This window comes from Streptomyces sp. NPDC037083, from assembly GCF_055606485.1.
On record NZ_JBVJSQ010000010.1, the window covers coordinates 114,021 to 129,228 of the forward strand.

Annotated in this window: 19 protein-coding genes; 15 read left to right on the plus strand and 4 right to left on the minus strand. The window is 71.5% G+C overall.

Translation table 11 applies throughout. The features are described from left to right. The first annotated feature begins 370 nt into the window (after positions 1–370). Positions 371–1,444 (plus strand): glycosyltransferase family 2 protein, encoded by a 1,074-nt coding sequence (locus tag ACZ7DE_RS25855; protein ID WP_470765097.1) that lies wholly within the window; start codon positions 371–373, stop codon positions 1,442–1,444. 169 nt (positions 1,445–1,613) lie between these two features. Further along, positions 1,614–1,799: a hypothetical protein gene (locus tag ACZ7DE_RS25860; protein WP_470765099.1), complete on the plus strand. Its 186-nt coding sequence runs from the start codon at positions 1,614–1,616 to the stop codon at positions 1,797–1,799. Positions 1,800–1,936: 137 nt separating this feature from the next. Here the strand turns inward: ACZ7DE_RS25860 and ACZ7DE_RS25865 are convergent, their stop codons facing one another. Then, positions 1,937–3,049, minus strand: a complete 1,113-nt coding sequence (locus tag ACZ7DE_RS25865) for a YhgE/Pip domain-containing protein (RefSeq protein ID WP_470765101.1) — start codon at positions 3,047–3,049, stop codon at positions 1,937–1,939. Positions 3,050–3,241: 192 nt separating this feature from the next. On the opposite strand from ACZ7DE_RS25865, the gene ACZ7DE_RS25870 reads away from it, so the two are divergent. Further along, the gene (locus tag ACZ7DE_RS25870; RefSeq protein ID WP_470765104.1) at positions 3,242–4,114 is read left to right on the plus strand and encodes a helix-turn-helix domain-containing protein; all 873 of its coding nucleotides are present in this window, start codon (positions 3,242–3,244) and stop codon (positions 4,112–4,114) included. A gap of 10 nt (positions 4,115–4,124) precedes the next feature. Here the strand turns inward: ACZ7DE_RS25870 and ACZ7DE_RS25875 are convergent, their stop codons facing one another. Together ACZ7DE_RS25875 and ACZ7DE_RS25880 are read right to left on the minus strand one after the other, a co-directional pair. Beyond that, a complete protein-coding gene (locus ACZ7DE_RS25875; protein ID WP_470765105.1) occupies positions 4,125–5,204 on the minus strand; it encodes a fatty acid desaturase family protein in 1,080 nt (359 codons plus the stop codon). 302 nt (positions 5,205–5,506) lie between these two features. Further along, the gene (locus ACZ7DE_RS25880) at positions 5,507–6,358 is read right to left on the minus strand and encodes a hypothetical protein (protein WP_470765106.1); all 852 of its coding nucleotides are present in this window, start codon (positions 6,356–6,358) and stop codon (positions 5,507–5,509) included. Between the two features lie 139 nt (positions 6,359–6,497). On the opposite strand from ACZ7DE_RS25880, the gene ACZ7DE_RS25885 reads away from it, so the two are divergent. The 6 genes from ACZ7DE_RS25885 to ACZ7DE_RS25910 all read left to right on the plus strand — a co-directional run bounded on the left by ACZ7DE_RS25885 (position 6,498) and on the right by ACZ7DE_RS25910 (position 9,213). Further along, a complete protein-coding gene (locus ACZ7DE_RS25885; RefSeq protein ID WP_470765108.1) occupies positions 6,498–6,932 on the plus strand; it encodes an Asp23/Gls24 family envelope stress response protein in 435 nt (144 codons plus the stop codon). Positions 6,933–6,970: 38 nt separating this feature from the next. Continuing rightward, positions 6,971–7,201 carry a hypothetical protein gene (locus ACZ7DE_RS25890; protein ID WP_470765110.1) on the plus strand — a complete coding sequence of 77 codons (231 nt, stop codon included), beginning with the start codon at positions 6,971–6,973 and terminating at the stop codon, positions 7,199–7,201. Continuing rightward, positions 7,198–7,644: an Asp23/Gls24 family envelope stress response protein gene (locus ACZ7DE_RS25895; RefSeq protein WP_470765112.1), complete on the plus strand. Its 447-nt coding sequence runs from the start codon at positions 7,198–7,200 to the stop codon at positions 7,642–7,644. Before ACZ7DE_RS25890 ends, ACZ7DE_RS25895 begins: the two co-directional genes overlap by 4 nt. Next, positions 7,641–8,324, plus strand: a complete 684-nt coding sequence (locus ACZ7DE_RS25900; RefSeq protein ID WP_470765114.1) for a DUF6286 domain-containing protein — start codon at positions 7,641–7,643, stop codon at positions 8,322–8,324. Before ACZ7DE_RS25895 ends, ACZ7DE_RS25900 begins: the two co-directional genes overlap by 4 nt. A 25-nt stretch (positions 8,325–8,349) precedes the next feature. Then, positions 8,350–8,943 carry an alkaline shock response membrane anchor protein AmaP gene (amaP, locus tag ACZ7DE_RS25905; protein ID WP_470765116.1) on the plus strand — a complete coding sequence of 198 codons (594 nt, stop codon included), beginning with the start codon at positions 8,350–8,352 and terminating at the stop codon, positions 8,941–8,943. 99 nt (positions 8,944–9,042) lie between these two features. Next, positions 9,043–9,213 carry a hypothetical protein gene (locus ACZ7DE_RS25910; protein ID WP_470765118.1) on the plus strand — a complete coding sequence of 57 codons (171 nt, stop codon included), beginning with the start codon at positions 9,043–9,045 and terminating at the stop codon, positions 9,211–9,213. 335 nt (positions 9,214–9,548) lie between these two features. On the opposite strand, the gene ACZ7DE_RS25915 is transcribed toward ACZ7DE_RS25910, so the two are convergent. Then, complete coding sequence (locus ACZ7DE_RS25915; protein ID WP_470765120.1) at positions 9,549–9,869, minus strand: hypothetical protein; 321 nt, start codon at positions 9,867–9,869, stop codon at positions 9,549–9,551. 280 nt (positions 9,870–10,149) lie between these two features. Between ACZ7DE_RS25915 and ACZ7DE_RS25920 the strand changes: the two genes are divergently transcribed. The 6 genes from ACZ7DE_RS25920 to ACZ7DE_RS25945 all read left to right on the plus strand — a co-directional run bounded on the left by ACZ7DE_RS25920 (position 10,150) and on the right by ACZ7DE_RS25945 (position 15,117). After that, positions 10,150–10,788 (plus strand): DUF5994 family protein, encoded by a 639-nt coding sequence (locus ACZ7DE_RS25920; RefSeq protein WP_470765122.1) that lies wholly within the window; start codon positions 10,150–10,152, stop codon positions 10,786–10,788. A 5-nt stretch (positions 10,789–10,793) separates the two neighbouring features. Further along, positions 10,794–10,925: a hypothetical protein gene (locus tag ACZ7DE_RS25925; RefSeq protein WP_470765123.1), complete on the plus strand. Its 132-nt coding sequence runs from the start codon at positions 10,794–10,796 to the stop codon at positions 10,923–10,925. 186 nt (positions 10,926–11,111) lie between these two features. Further along, entirely contained in the window at positions 11,112–11,483 is a 372-nt protein-coding gene (locus ACZ7DE_RS25930) for an STAS domain-containing protein (protein WP_470765125.1), read from the plus strand. A 210-nt stretch (positions 11,484–11,693) separates the two neighbouring features. Beyond that, complete coding sequence (locus tag ACZ7DE_RS25935; RefSeq protein WP_470765127.1) at positions 11,694–13,043, plus strand: ice-binding family protein; 1,350 nt, start codon at positions 11,694–11,696, stop codon at positions 13,041–13,043. Between the two features lie 180 nt (positions 13,044–13,223). After that, positions 13,224–13,913 (plus strand): DUF5819 family protein, encoded by a 690-nt coding sequence (locus ACZ7DE_RS25940; protein WP_470765517.1) that lies wholly within the window; start codon positions 13,224–13,226, stop codon positions 13,911–13,913. After that, on the plus strand, positions 13,903–15,117 hold the full coding sequence (locus ACZ7DE_RS25945; RefSeq protein ID WP_470765129.1) for an HTTM domain-containing protein: 1,215 nt from the start codon (positions 13,903–13,905) through the stop codon (positions 15,115–15,117). Before ACZ7DE_RS25940 ends, ACZ7DE_RS25945 begins: the two co-directional genes overlap by 11 nt. Positions 15,118–15,208: the final 91 nt, after the last annotated feature.

Genomic DNA, 15,208 nt, shown 5'->3' on the forward strand with positions numbered 1-15,208 from the left:
CTTCACGCCCCTCCGTCACTCTTCCGGGGCCGTAACCGGCGCCACAACAATGGCCCCTCGTACCGCCACCCGTCCGGGGTGGCTACGACTGCCCCGCGCCGGGGGAAGCGGCGCCGGGCAGAACCAGGCAACAGGGCGGCCTCGACGGCCGTCGAGGAAAGGGACGGCAGTCCCGCCGCCGGGGGGCGACTCGATCATGTCCGATCACACAACCACGGCTGGCGGGCGCCCGGTCGCGGCGGGAAGCGGCCCGCCGGGCCCCGCGCACGACGAGCGAAGCCGCCGCGCGGGCAGCCCTGTTCAGGGCAGGGGCCGGCGTTCGCACGGCGCCCACCGCCGACGCCTGGTCACCCAGGGAGCGGCTCCCCTGATGGAGACCGCCGTGATCCTTCCCGCCCGTGACGAGGAGGACGGCGTTCTCCTGGCGCTGGAATCGCTCGCCGCGCAGAGCGCACCGCCCGACCTGATCGTCGTCGTGGTCAACAACTCCTCCGACCGCACGGAGGAGATCGCCCGCGGTTTCGCCGACCGCCCCGGGGTGCCGCGCACGGTCGTCTTCGACCTGCCGGACAACCCGCACAAGAAGGCCGGCGCCCTCAACCACGGCATCCAATGGCTGCACAGCGCGTCCGGCGGACTCGCGGCCACCGCGAAATACCTGCTGGTCATGGACGCGGACACCAGCCTGCACCCGAAGTTCCTGGAACGAGCGCGCAACGTCATGGCCTCCGACCGGCGGCTGGGCGGACTCAGCGCCACCTGCCTCGGACGCACCGGACTGTGGAAGAACCTCTGGCAGCGCTACCTGCTGGGAATGCAGATCATGGAGTACGGGCGGTACGCCCGCGGCCGCTACCGCCTCGGCATCCACAGCATGTCGGGCGCCGGCTCCTTCTACCGCACCGAGGCGCTGCTGAGCATTCTGCGCTGGCGCGGCGAGGTGTTCTGGGAGGACCACGCCAACCTCGTGGAGGACTACGAGACGACGCTCGCGCTGAAGGAGGTGGGCTGGAAGGTCACGGCCAACCAGCACTGCATCGCCTACACGGATCTCATGCCCACCCTGGGCGAGCTGATCGGACAGCGGGAGCGCTGGGGACGCGGCACGGTCGACACCCTGCGGCGGCGCGGCTGGACCAGGTACACGTGGTTCTCCATCACCAGCATGGTCCTCGGCTTCGTCGGCTTCCTCTACACGCTGGGGTGGCTGGCCGCCTGGACCGGCGTGATGGCGCACAGAGGCTTCGACCTGGACCCGGTCTGGCTGTGCCTGGTCGCCTTCTGGATCGTGTACGCCGCCTTCCGCACCCGCCATCTCGGCTGGAAGGGCGTCATGGTCGACGTGCTGATGCTGCCCGGGCTGGTCTTCTCCACCGTGCGCGCCTACTGGTTCGTCTCGTCGGTCGTGAAGTCGTACGCCACCCGCGTCTCCGCCTGGAAGTGACCGGCCCGCGCGCACGTCCTACGCACGTCCTGCGCACCTTGACCCCCCGCCGCCCCCGGCCCGCACGACCACCGTGACCTGCCCGCCCCACCTGATCCGCCCGCCCCGTCCGACCCATCCGCCCCACCTGATCCGACGCGACCGACGGGTCGCCGAGAGGAAAAAGATCGTGAACTACCTCAGCGGTACCGGAACCGGCCTCGTCGCCGGAGGAGCCTCCCTCGCGGCCACCGGCACCTCCTCCACCGCCCATCTGATCATCGCCGCGAGTCTGGCGCTGGTCCTGGGCGGGCTGACGACCTACGCCGCGGCCTTCCGCCGCCGTCGCCGCGACGCCGGCGCCGCCGGCCACTGAGCCCGGGCCGCCCACCGCCGCCGTCCCGTCGCACCGAGAGCCGGACCATCACGGTGGTCCGGCCCTCTGCCCGTCACCGGCCTCCCCCTGCCCGGCCGAGGCGCGCGGTCACTGTTCCGGCGGGGACGGCCCGCTCGTCAGGCCGCGGGGGAGGGTTCCGGCGCCGGCCCGGACACCCCGGCGGCCGCGGCGGCGAGCCGGCGTTCGTGCCGCCAGGAGGCCGCCCAGGCGAGCACCGCGCCGCCCACCGCGTAGGCGCCGAGCACCCAGAGCGCGGACGTGGTGGCGTGGCCCGAGAAGTACACCGTGTTGCGGACCAGGGTGGTGCCGGCGCCCGGCGGCAGCGCCTGTCCGATCGCGCTCCAGAACGCCGGGAGCAACGGCGCCGGGTAGACGCCGCCGGAGCTCGGATTGCCCAGCACCACGAAGAGCAGGACGACCACGCCGGTGCCCAGGAGGCCCAGCAGGGTCTGCAGGGCGAGCGCGGTCGCCGCCGACGCGAGGACGACCAGGGCGCCGATGCCGCTCAGGGCCCAGAAGTGACCGCCGAGTGCGTCGAACACCGTTCCGACGACGGCCGCTCCGGTGATCCCCGACACGACCGCGTACAGCACGAGGACGGCGAGGCGGATCAGGGTGCGGTGGCGGTTGGCGGGCCGCGAACCCGCCGCCATGCCCATGATCGTCGCGGTCAGGTAACCGCCGACCACCCAGCCCAGCACGAGGTAGAAGGATGTCATTCCGCGCCCGTCCCCGGCGTTCGGGGGCCGGATGTCCGTGACGGTGATCTGCCGCTTGCGGTCCGTCTCTATCTTCTGGGCGATCTGTGTCGCGGTCTGCGACACCGACGGCCCGCCCGCCGAGGCGACGAGGAGGGTGTCGTCGGTCCCGGACGAGTCGAAGAGGAAGGCGGCGTCCGTCTTCCTGGTGAGGACCCACTGCCGGGCAGCCGCGGCGCTCGGCGCCGCCAGCGCCTCGACCGGGTCCCCGTCTAGGGCGTTGAGCTGGGCGACGATCTTCGCGGACACCTGCTGCGGAGCGACGACCGCGACGGGTATCCGATGCGGCGTGGGCGAGTGGAAGGCACCGACGTAGGACACGATGAAGGCGAGCTGGACGAACAGGCCGCCGAGGACGAGCCCGAAGGCCCGGCGCGTGACGGCGTCCTTGAACTCGGCTGCGAAACCTGGGTATTTGGCGACACGCTCAGCGGGAGACGCGTCCGGAGAAGGGTGGGAGGGGGCTTTCACCGGCGCATAATCGCACAGACGGATGAACTGGGCATTCCGCTTCGGTGTTGCGGCGGTTGAACCGGCAATTGCCAACGTAAGACTCCGCTTCGGCTGGCGGCCGCCACCGCGGCATTGCGTGTGATCGACAACCCCTGTGCCATGGCAACCTGCCTGCCTACACAGTCATTTGGACCCGGAGGTACAGCCCGCGTGGCCGCGAAGACCAATCCCACCGTCAGGAGACGACGTCTCGGTGCCGAGCTTCGCCGGCTCCGCGTGGCCAGTGGGCTGAAGAGCACGGAGGCGGCCGCGCGGCTCATGGTCTCCCAGCCCAAGATCAGCCATATGGAGAACGGCAACCGTGCCATCAGCCCCCGCGATGTGCGCGACCTGTGCGCGATCTACCGGGTGACGGACCAGGGCGTCGTCGACTCCCTGATGGAGATGGCCCGGGAATCCGGTCAGCGGGGCTGGTGGCACCCCTACGGCGACCTCTCCGACAGCGTCTACATCGGCCTGGAGACGGACGCCGCCTCCCTGCACACGCACGCGCCCATGGTGGTGCCCGAACTGCTGCAGACCCCCGCCTACGCCCAGGCCGTCATCGGGAAGTCGATCCCCCGGCTCACCGCCGGACAGGCCGCCACGCACCTCAAGGTGCGGCTGCGCCGCCAGTTCCGGATCTTCGACCCGGTCTGCCCGCTGCGGCTGTGGGTCGTCCTCGACGAATCGGCGCTGCGCCGGGTCGTCGGCAGCGCCGACGTGATGCGCGAACAACTGGAGCACCTCAACGCACTCGGCGCCGAGCCGCACATCACCGTGCAGGTCCTGCCCTACACGGCCGGCGCCCATCCCGGTCTGTCGGGACAGTTCTCCATCCTCCAGTTCGCCGACAGTCCCGAGGCGGGCGTGGTGTACCTGGAACGGTTCACCAGCGATCTCTACCTGGAGAAGCCGTCCGACGTGCAGCACTACGGCATGATGTACGACCATCTCCAGGCTCAGGCGCTGACCCCGGACAGCAGCCGCGACTTCATCACCGACACCGCCAAGACGTACGTCGACGCCGCGCTCCGGTCCTGAGCGCCGTCCCTCACACGTCGGTGCCGCCGACGGCCGCCGTGCGTCCCCGGGCGGGGACGCCGGCGTGCCTGAGCGGTTCTCCGGCCCGGTGGAGACTGGTGAGGACCTGCCGGTAGGAGGCGATCAGCCCGCTCTCCGCGTAGTCCAGACCCAGTTCCTCGCAGTAGCGGCGGACGATGGTCCGGGCCTTGCGCAGGTTGGGGCTGGGCATGCTGGGGAACAGGTGGTGCTCGATCTGGTGGTTCAGCCCGCCCAGCGCGATGTCGGTGAACCGTCCGCCGCGCACGTTGCGTGAGGTGAGCACCTGGCGGCGGAGGAAGTCCGGCCGGTCGTCGCCCTTCAGGATCGGCATGCCCTTGTGGTTGGGCGCGAAGAGGGAGCCGAGGTAGACACCGAACAGGCACTGGTGGACGGCGAGGAAGGCGATCGCCATGCCGGGCGGCAGCAGCCAGAGCAGGACCGTCAGGTACACCGCGAAGTGCGCGAACAGCAGGGTGCCGTCCAGGGTCCGGTGTTTGAGCGAGCGATTGGCCAGCGCCCTCACGCTCGACACGTGCAGGTTGAAGCCCTCCAGGGTGAGGAGCGGGAAGAACAGGAACGCCTGCCGGCGGCCGATGAGGCGGGGCAGGCCCGTGGCGGCCCGGGCCTGATCCGGGGACCAGACCAGCAGGTTGGGGTCGAGGTCGGGGTCGAGTTCCTCGTGGTTGGGGTTGGCGTGGTGGCGGGTGTGCTTGTCCTGCCACCACCCGTAGCCCATTCCGACACCGGCGCCCGCGATCCGTCCGGCCGTCTCACTGGCCCGGCGTCGGCGGAACACCTGGCGGTGGGCCGCGTCATGGGCGAGCAGGGCGACCTGGCCGAAGACGACGGCCAGGAGGGCGGCGACCGCCAGCGTCCACCAACTGTCGCCGACGAGCGCGACGGCGGCCCACGCGCCGGCGTAGAGCCCGGCCACCACCGTGATCCGCAGGGCGTAGTAGCCGGGGCGGCGCCCCAGGAGGCCGGCGTCGGTGATCCTTCTCGACAGCCGGGCGAAGTCACTGCCGGGCCTGTCCGAGGGCGGGGGCCGGACCGTGGTGTGTGTGGTCATGATGGTGAAACCCTCTCGAAGGGGCAGATGGCTCGGCGCCGCTTCGGGGGTTGCTGAGACCGGGCCGCGATAAGGGCGCGCTTTCGCCACTGCGGGACGCGCAATCGCGCGGCCGCGGAGGAAGGTGGACGTCTGCTTCGTCTGCCGGCGGCAGCGCGGGCCCTCTGTCTGCATGCGAGTTCCCTGCCGGGCAGGTCTCACACCGCGGCGGCACGGGGCCCGTCCGCGGAGTGCGCACGGCTTCGCGCCGGCAGCGGGGGCGGCCGACGAAGGGGGCCCGGCGGATCACCGAGGGGCGCGCGTCACGTGACCGGCACGGTCTCCGGCCAGGTCGCGGTTTCCGTGACGAGGACGGCTGCGGTGACCGGGCCCGGGGCGTCGGCGGCGGCTGCCTCGGCCACGGCGGCCCGGACGGCGCGTGCGACGTCCAGGGGGTGACGTCCGGGGGCGACCGCGAGGTGGACCTCGATGTGCCGGCCGGGTGGATCGTCGCGGTCCGCCACCGTGACCGGGCGGCTGCCCAGCACGGTGGTGAGGCGGGCGACACCCGGAACACCCGTCGCGACGTCCGCCAGCTGCCCGAAGGGCCCCTGCACGGATCCCGTGCCGGTCACCGGGGGCGCGCCCCGCGCGGCTGAGGCCGAGGCAGCGGCTGTGGCCGGGACCGGGGTCGTGGCTGGGGCTTTGGCTGTGGCTTCGGGGGCGGGCCGCGTGGCCGTCGCAGTGGTCCAGGCGGTCCGTGACGTCGCGTCTGCCTCCGGAATCTCACGGAGATCCGTGACGTACAGGTCGGCCGTCTCGGCCGCCAGGCCGAGCCCCTCGGAGGCCGTGGTCAGCAGGGCACTCCTCAGTTCGCCGGCGGTCTCCGGCAATGGACGCGCGACGGAGGCGGTGAAGGCGGCCTCGATCCTGAGCGGACCCGGCGGCAGCGCGCTGACGGGCGGACGGACGGCCGGCTCGGACACGGGTTGGAGCGGCGCCGCCCCGATGCGCAGGGACTCCAGCCGAACGCCGGGAATCCCGGCGGCCGTGCGCCCGAGGACCTGGACGGCCGCCTGTTCGGTGATCCATGTCCCGTCCTGGGGCCCGCCGAGCGGGAGCAGCCGGCCCAGCCCGAGCCGGCCTCTCACTTCCTGCGCCAACGCCTCGGTCACCGGTCCTCACCTCCGGACCTCGGGCCATTCATTCGTCGGACCGCACCGTCTCGCGGTCTGTAAAACTGACAAAAGGTACTAACAAGACTGTAATATGAGTAATGGGTGTATGTGTCCCTCGTGAGGGAGGAATATCCCGATGACTGAGAACACCGCTGTGAAGCTCGGCGGTGCGCCCGGCACTCGCGGCCGGACGACCATTGCCGATGTCGTGGTGGAGAAGATTGCCGGAATCGCGGCGCGGGACGTGCTCGGCGTGCACGCCCTGGGCAGCGGATTCGCGCGGTCGATGGGATCCGTGCGCGAACGGATGCCCGGCGCCGGCAGCGGCAAATCCGTCACCCGCGGGGTCAGCGTCGAGGTCGGGGAGCTGCAGGCGGCCATCGATCTGGAGATCGTCGTCGATTACGGCGTCTCGATCACGGACGTGGCCGGCGCCGTACGGGAGAACGTGATCTCCGCGGTGGAGCGGATGGCCGGCCGGGAGGTCGTGGAAGTCAACATCACGGTCAGCGACGTCAAACTGCCGGACGACGGCGAGGACGAAGAGGAAGAGCGGCAGCGGATCCAGTAGCCGGAGCGGAACGGGACGGTTGAGTGGAGGAGCGCGTGATGAGCAGGGCCGTGGTGGGCTTGGCGGCCGGAATGGCACTGGGATTCGCCGCGTATTTCGGTGACTTCTGGGCCTTCCTGCTGGTGCTGGTACTGGGCGTCGTCGGACTCGTGGTCGGGCGGATCATGGAAGGCGATCTCGAACCGGGCGACTTCGTCCGGCGACGGGATCGGCAGGACCGCATCCGCGATGACCGGCGACGGGCTCATCAGGGAGACTGGCGGCGGTGACCGGAGCAGCCGAGGGGCGCCCGGGCGTCCCGCGCGGGGAGCGCGGGGGAATCGTCGTCGCCGACCGGGTCGTCTCGAAGATCGCGGCGCAGGTGGCGCGCGAGGCGCTGGGCCGGTTCGGCGAGTCGGCAGGCCGTGTGCCAACCGGCCGCCGGACGCCCCGCGTGAGCTCGTCCGTACGGAGGGCGCCGGAGCCGACCACCGCAGGACGGGACGCCGAGTCCGACGCCGGACGGCAGGCGGCACTCGGCGAGGCACGGCTGCGCATCGGCGTCGATCTCGGTTATCCGTCCGACATCGGGGCGCAGTGCGCGGCTGTGCGCCGGGAGGTGACCGAACGGATCAGGACCTGGGCCGGCATGGAGGTGTCCCACCTCGCGGTGTCGGTCGAGAGACTGCACTCGGCGCACGCGCGGCGCACGGACGGGGAGAGGGTGAGATGAGCGCGAACACCCGGCGGCAGCCGACCGGGGACAGCGACCTCTCCGCCGGTCCGGACCAGGCGGCCCCGACCGCCGAGGGCACCCCCGGGGCGGACGCGGGCGCCAAGACGGCGAGCGAGCGACCGGGCGGGTCGGTGCACCGTTTCTGGTCGGCGCGGCGGATCCCCGCGGCCCTGGCGGCCCTGCTGGCCGCCGCGGCCGTCGGACTGCTCCTGTACGACGTGGTCGCGGTGCGGGCCGGCCGGTCCGCGATGCACTGGCGGCGGCGGCTCGCCGAGGAACTGGCCACCCGGCCCCTGGACGACACCTGGATGATCGTCGGCGCGGCGGTGGCGGCGGCCCTCGGCCTGTGGCTCTTCCTGCTGGCGGTGACTCCGGGACTGCGCCGACTGCTGCCCATGCGCCGGCCCACCGATGCCGACGGCAGGGAGGTCCGCGCCGGGCTCGACCGCCGCGCGGCAGCCCTGGTGCTGCGCGACCGGGCCATGCGGGTGCCCGGCGTCCAGTCGGCACGGGTGACCGTCGGCCGCCGGAGGATCAAGGCGCGGGTGTGGGCGCACTTCCGCGATCTCGACGAGGTCCGCGCGGACCTGGACGACACGCTGGGGGAGGCCGTGACGTCCCTGCGTCTCGCCCGGCAGCCCACGCCGACCGTGCACGTCCACCGCCCGAAGAAGTAGGGCTGACAGGGCCGAGGTGATCCCGATGCTCAAGACGGTGAACCGGGTGCTGCTGGGCCTCCTCGGCCTGGGCCTTTTCGCCCTGGGCGGCGGCGTGCTGCTGGGCGCGCTGGACCTGCAGCGCCACTGGGATTTCGGCATGCCGGGCTGGTGGCCCTTCCGCGGGCCGGACGATGTGGTGCTGGGCGCCGAGGGACGCACCCGGTGGCGGGAAGAGGACTGGTGGTGGCCGACCGTCATCGCGGCCCTCGCCGTACTGCTGGTCCTGCTGCTGTGGTGGCTCTTCGCGCAACGCCGACGCCGCCTGGACCAGGTCCTCGTCGGCAGCGAGGACGGCGCGGCGAACCGGCTCGACGGCCGCACGCTGGAGGACGTCGTCGAGGAAGAGGCACAGGCCCTCGACGGGGTCTCGCGGGCTCACGTCCGGCTGACGGGCCGGCGTACCGCTCCGCAGGCACGCGTGCGACTGATGCTGGAGCCGCACGCGGACCCGGCGCGGACCCTGGGGCGGCTGAGCGGGGAAGTACTCGCACACGCACGGGAATCGGCCGGTCTGGAACACCTGCCGGCGAAGGTCCGACTCCGAGAGGTCCGCCACCGCGCCCGGCGCACCGCCTGAGAATCCCCTGGCCCGGAGCCCCGCCGTGGCCCGAAGCCCCGCCCGTGGCCGAGAGGTCACGAAGATCCCGCACGGTTCCATCCCAGGAGGCATCCCGTCATGGTCGTCTTCCTGACCCTGCTGGTCGCCGGAATCGCTCTCATCGCCATCGGCGCGGCCGTCCACGGCATGCTGTACCTGACGTCGATCGGCGTGCTGGTCCTCGTCGCCGACCTGCTCTACCTGACGGCCCGCTCCATCCGGCGCTCCCCCCGGCACCCGGCCCGCTGAACGGCCCCGGATCCGGCGGCGCACTCCGGCGTCGCGGACTCCGGCGGCGCGGACTCCGGCGTCGCGGACTCCGGCGGCGCGGACTCCGGCGTCGCGGACTCCGGCGGCGCGGACTCCGGCGTCGCGGACCTCACCGCCGCGAACTCCACCGTTGCGGATTCCACCGTTGCGGGGCTCAGGAACGTCTCGCCGCCGCCGGCCGCGTCCGCCGCGCTGCAACGACCCCGGCGTCTACACACCGGGGTCGCCCTTCCAGGCCGGTCGCACGTGAGAGTGTGCCGACCTGCTTTCATGCTATGCCCGGCGCACCCGCCGGGCATCCGCTGCCCGGCGGCTCACGCGTCCCGGATCTCGTCGGTCTGCGTACGGCCGTTCCCGGAGGACCGGCTGGTGACCAGCCAGGAGCGCGCAGGCTCCGCCGGGCGTGCGGTGTCCACCGTGAGGTGGAGGCGGGTGCCGCCGACCACCTCGCCGAGGGGGTAACTGCGCTGCTCGGACGAGGCGAAGCAGCGACGGAGAACCTCCGCGACCTGGCGGGCGGCCTCGGGCGACGAGGCGACGAGACGCACGTCGACGTACCCGGCCGCGGGCGGTTCCAGCTCGGGACGCGCGGCGGCGCCAGATGGCGGTTCGGCGGTGTTTCCGGCTGCGGTCATGGCACGAACCTGTCCCCGGGCTCGTCTGCGACGTTCCGGTGCAGTTGCTCGCCGGGAACGGCGCCAGCGTCCGATCTGGTGCGCGGAGTGCTCCCGGTGTTTCGACCCTACTCCGGGTCGGCGGTCGTTTCGTCCGCCGACGGAACGGTCCGTTCGGGACGGCCGAGGAGTACGCTGGAATCACCGAGGATATTTCGCGCACCGGCTTCCACGCCCGTGTCGTTTTCGGCGATCCAATAGGCCGGGCCGACCGTTGTCGGCCCGGGGCAGGGTTCGCGTCATGACTGCGACCATTTCCCTCTCGCCGACACTCCAGGACACCCGGTTGTCGTCGTCCTCCCCCGCTTCTTCCGCTCTCCGTCTGGCGCTGGCTCCCGCCGGCCCCGCGCCGGCTTTCCTGGACGGCGCCTGGTGGCCCCGCTCTCGCGATCTCGCAGCGGAACTCCCCCTCCTGGCAGCCGTGTTGGACCCGTTGTGGGGGCGGATCACCCGAGTCACGGTGAACCCCACCCACTGGCCGGTCGTGCCGCGCAAGGTGCCCGTCGCCGGCCACGTGGTGAAGGTGGGCTGGTTCCTGCCCGAGCAGGACCCGCACGAACTGCTGCTGCTCTCCTACGGTGTTGGCCGCTGGAACCTGCTGGTGATCCCGCCGGGGACGGATCCCGCCTCGGCCGCCTGGCTGATGGCCGCCGCCGGCGACCCCCTCGGCACGTCGACCGCGAGCCGCTTGATGGAGCAGGCCGCGCGTAGGCGGACGGTGACCGACACCGACCGGGCCGTGGAGGCGGTCTGGGACTCCGAGGGAGGTCACGGGGCCCGCGATTCCGCCGCGCCGCCACGGACCCCGGCAGCCGTGGCCGAGGGCGCAGACCTGACCGCCGCACCGGCCGCGACCTCGAACCGACCGATGGGGATGTGAGGACCGTGGAAACCCTCGTCACCGTGCTCGCGTTGATGGCGATGATCGCTCTGGGCGTGCTCCTCATCCACCTGGCCAACCGGCACCGCGGCGACCGAATCGCCGCACCCGGAAGGGAGCGGGGCAAGTCCTCGTGATCCCACCGCGGACGGCTCCATAGCGCCCTCGTTCCGCGAGGACCACGGTCCGCCCTCGTTCCGCGAGGGCCACGGCCGTCCGGGACGACCGCCCAGCCGGTGCCGGACAGATTCCCACCGCCACCGCCGCCAGGTATGGCGGTCAAGAGCGCCGCTCAGGAAGGGCGTTCAGGAACCGAGGACTCAATGGCCCTTCCGCAGTTGAGCGTTCATCGGCAGGACCGCGGCGCCCGCGCTTGGATCACCCTCGCGGGAGAGATCGACCTGGCCACGGCACCGCTGGTGCGCGAAGCGCTGGCCGACTGCCTGCACGACGGCCTGCGCGGTATCGATGTGGACCTCACGGCGGTCACCTTCTGCGACGCCAGCGGACTCAACGCCTTCCTCCTGGCGTCCCGGATCGCCACGAGCACCGGCAGGACCCTGCGGCTGCACCACCCGCCGCCGACCATGGCGCGCGTCATCGAGATCACCGGTTCCGGGTTCCTCGTCCACTCGTTCCCTGCCGCCGACGTGGGACCGGGTCGGATTTCCGCCCCCACGGACGGAGCGCAGTGACGGAAGCGCACCGGGTGCGCCGTGCAGTCAGAATGACGAATCAAATGATTTACGCAACGCTGTGCGCTGTTTGAATGAGGGATATATCCGCTCGTTTCGCTTATGCCGGAGTGCAGATATTTCTGCGTAATATGCGGCAGCAGCGACAAGGCTTGCCGGGTGATCGGTAGGGCCCGGTATGCCACGGCCCCCACAGGAAATGGCCTATTGATGAAGCTGAAAATCCCGCAATCAGCCCACCGCCGTACTTTGTCCGGCGTGCTGGGCTCGGCGCTTGCCGTGACGGTTGCCGCCGTGATGGTCGCCGTGACGCCGACGCCGGCGCTGGCCATCGCGACGGCCCCAGGACTGGGCACAGCGGCTAGTTACTCCGTTCTGGCAGGTCAGGGAGTCACCAACACCGGCCCGACTGTGCTCTACAACGACCTCGGGACGTCCCCGAATCCGGCCGTCACCGGATTTCCGCCCGGCGAGGTGCGCGGCGCGGTGCACCGCGCCGACGCCCAGGCCCTCCAGGCCAAGGCCGACCTGATCCAGGCGTACAACAACGCGGCCGGCCAGGCCCAGGACTTCGCGCTCAATTCGGTGATCGGCGCGGGCGAGACGCTGGATCCGGGCGTCTACACTCGCGAATCCGGCGGTGTCCAACTCAACGGCACCCTGACCCTGGACGCTCACGGTGACCCCAATGCCGTCTGGGTGTTCCAGATTCCTTCGACTCTGATCACGGCAACGTCCAGCCAGGTGCTCCTCACGAACGGGGCGTCGGCGTGCAACGTGTTCTGGCAGGTCGGGAGTTCGGCCACGCTCGGCACCACCTCCACGTTCGTGGGCACCATCATGGCTCTGACCTCGATCAGCGTGACGACGGGGACGAACATCGAGGGGCGGGCGCTGGCTCGTAACGGCTCGGTGACGCTCGACAACAACCGGATCTTCCTCGGCGGGTGCGCCACGTCCACCACGGGTGGAACGACCACGGGCACGACCACCGGCACCACCACCGGCACCACCACGGGCACGACCACGGGCACGACCACCGGCACCACCGCCGGCACGCCCACCAGCGGGGGGCTCCTCGGCGGCGGTCTCGTCAGCGGCGGCCTGCTGGGCGGACCCATCGTCGGCACCGGCGGAACCTCCGGCAACGTCGCCGGCAACACGTCCGGGAACACGGCGGGCAACACCGCGGGCAACACCGGGAACACCGCGGGCAACACCGCCGGGAACGGCGCCGGCGGCCACGACCACGCGCCGGGCGGACCCGGCCACGCGGGCGGCCACGACCACGCGGGCAGGCCCGGCAAGCCGCACCACGGCGGCAAGCTCGACCTCGGGGACTACATGCGTCCCGACAAGTACGACCACGGCCGGCCCGACCACGGCAAGCACGACCACGGGCGGCCCGACCACGGCAAGTACGAGCACGGTCAGGACGACCACGGCAAGTACGGCCACGGTCAGGACGACCACGGCAAGCAGTCCGACGAGAACTACGGCTACGGCGAGGCGCCCAAGGGCTACGGGGGCGACGACCACTCCAACGGCCACGAAGGCTAGGCACCGCACCGCGGTCGGTCCGCTCACCGGATGACGGCGTGCGGCGGAATCCTCGTCGGATCCGCCGCGCGCCGTCGGGGGCGGGAGCGACAAAAGCCGGGGCGGGAGCGACAAAAGCCGGGCGCGAGCAGCTGACAGAAAGACAGGTAGGCGGTGTCGAGCGGAATCGACTCAACGGACGTGGAGGAGATCCGGTCGTCCGGCTCCGGTCCAGCCACGCGGGAACTCCCTGACCGGACGGCCGCGTCCCCGGGGCCGCCGGGAGGCGCCCGTGCACTGAAGGCGGGGCTGTGCACCGCCGTGGCCCTGTGCCTGGCGGCGAGTGTCGTCCACGTGGTTCTGGTGTTTCTCCACGTGGCGCCGGCCAATACCGTCTCCAAGCGGTACAGCCCCCTGATCAACGCCTGGGTGTACCCCTTCTTCGAGCAGAACTGGCGGCTCTTCGCTCCGGACCCCGAATCCGTCAATCGCCGGATTCTGGCCAGGACCGCACACACCGGCTCCGACGGATCGGTTCAGGTGAGTTCCTGGTTCGACCTGACCGCCGTGGACCGGTCGGCAGTCGAGCACCAACCGTTTCCGAGCCACACGGCGCAGAACATGGTGCGCCGTGCCTGGGCCGGATACGTCGACTCGCACGGAGGAGACGACAAGGCGCGTTCGGAACGCGGCCTGATGATGCAGAAGTACCTGAGCAACATCGCCGCGGACCGCCTCGCGGCCCGCCACGGCGGCGCCTTCGACTTCATTCAGCTCCGCGTCGTCACCCTGCCCATTCCCGTGCCGGGAACCGCCGCCGGCGATCGCCCGTCGACGCCGCTCGAGAACCGGCTCCTGCCCTGGTGGAAGGTGACCCGCCATGGAGAGTGAGATGCGGGCGACCGCGTCCGCCGGCGTCGCCCGGTGGCTCGCCGACCGGACCACCGCCGTGTGGAACCTCCTGACCGGCCGTCCGGTGTCCCTGTACGCGGCGGCGGTGCTGCGCATCGGCTACGGACTGCTGTACCTGGTCTTTCTGCTGCGCGAGTTCCCGCACCGCGACGAGATCTGGGGACCGGGCGCCGCGTGGACGCCCGCCCTGGCACACCAGCTCTTCGAGCAGACCGGCTGGTTCAGCGTCCTGACCCTGTCCGACAGCCGCGTCCACTTCGAGCTCTGCTACGCGCTGGCGCTGGTCACGGCCGCACTGTTCATGCTGGGCTGGCGGACCCGCGTCCTGTCGGTCCTCTTCGCCGTCGTGGTGACGTCGTTCCACAGCCGGGCGATCTTCATGACGGACGGGGGCGACAACCTGGTCCTGCTGATGTCCCTGTACCTCGTCCTCACCGCGTGCGGCCGCCGCTGGTCCCTGGACGCGCGCAGGGACCGGCTGAAAACGGCTCGTGCGGGCGACGCGCCGGCTCGGCCGAGGAGCCTGCTCGCGGGGCAACTCCACGACGCCCGCACTGTTCTCATCACTGTGGTGCACAACTGCGGCATGTTCGTGATCGCGGCCCAGGTCTGTTTCCTCTACGGTTCGGCCGGCCTGTACAAGGTCCAGGGAGCCTCCTGGGGCGGCGGCACCGCGCTGCACTACGTCCTCAACCTCGAACTGTTCAGGCCCTGGCCCGCCCTCTCCCACTTCGTGGACGAGCACACGCTCGTGGTCGCCGTCGCCGGCTACATGACCGTGCTCCTGCAGGTGGCCTTCCCGTTCGTGCTCTTCGGCAGGCTCAAGTACCCCGTACTGGCCCTGCTGCTGGGCATGCACCTCGGCATCGCCGTGCTGATGGGGCTGCCGCTGTTCTCGGGCGCCATGATCGTCGCGGACGCCGTGTTCCTTCCCGACCGCTTCCACACGTTCCTGCCCCGCCTCTGGCGCCGCGCGGTGCGGCGGACGGACGGTGGCCGGGCGGCAGGCGGACGAGAGGCAGGACCCGGGGCCGTACCCGCGCAGGGCGGGCCCGGCGGCGCCCGGGGGGCGAAGCGTCGCGTCATGCTTCCGGCAGGGCGGAAGGCCTCCGTGCCCGCCCCCGAGCCCGCGTCCCGCAGGACCCCTCAGGATCCCCCTCCGGCATCCGGGAAGAACCGGTAACAGGGGGTCGTACCGCAACCGCAGTGGCCGAAAATGTGTCTCCCAACGCGTGGCCTCATGTCCCGGAGGGGCGGGAGACCGGCCACGCGGC

Coding starts and splice junctions, on each gene's coding strand:
- ACZ7DE_RS25885 (WP_470765108.1), top strand. CDS start 6,498: ATGACTGAGAACACCGCTGTGAAGCTCGGCGGTGCGCCCGGCACTCGC.
- amaP (WP_470765116.1), top strand. CDS start 8,350: ATGCTCAAGACGGTGAACCGGGTGCTGCTGGGCCTCCTCGGCCTGGGC.
- ACZ7DE_RS25875 (WP_470765105.1), bottom strand. CDS start 5,204: ATGACCACACACACCACGGTCCGGCCCCCGCCCTCGGACAGGCCCGGC.
- ACZ7DE_RS25915 (WP_470765120.1), bottom strand. CDS start 9,869: ATGACCGCAGCCGGAAACACCGCCGAACCGCCATCTGGCGCCGCCGCG.
- ACZ7DE_RS25945 (WP_470765129.1), top strand. CDS start 13,903: ATGGAGAGTGAGATGCGGGCGACCGCGTCCGCCGGCGTCGCCCGGTGG.
- ACZ7DE_RS25920 (WP_470765122.1), top strand. CDS start 10,150: ATGACTGCGACCATTTCCCTCTCGCCGACACTCCAGGACACCCGGTTG.
- ACZ7DE_RS25930 (WP_470765125.1), top strand. CDS start 11,112: ATGGCCCTTCCGCAGTTGAGCGTTCATCGGCAGGACCGCGGCGCCCGC.
- ACZ7DE_RS25910 (WP_470765118.1), top strand. CDS start 9,043: ATGGTCGTCTTCCTGACCCTGCTGGTCGCCGGAATCGCTCTCATCGCC.
- ACZ7DE_RS25890 (WP_470765110.1), top strand. CDS start 6,971: ATGAGCAGGGCCGTGGTGGGCTTGGCGGCCGGAATGGCACTGGGATTC.
- ACZ7DE_RS25900 (WP_470765114.1), top strand. CDS start 7,641: ATGAGCGCGAACACCCGGCGGCAGCCGACCGGGGACAGCGACCTCTCC.
- ACZ7DE_RS25855 (WP_470765097.1), top strand. CDS start 371: ATGGAGACCGCCGTGATCCTTCCCGCCCGTGACGAGGAGGACGGCGTT.
- ACZ7DE_RS25935 (WP_470765127.1), top strand. CDS start 11,694: ATGAAGCTGAAAATCCCGCAATCAGCCCACCGCCGTACTTTGTCCGGC.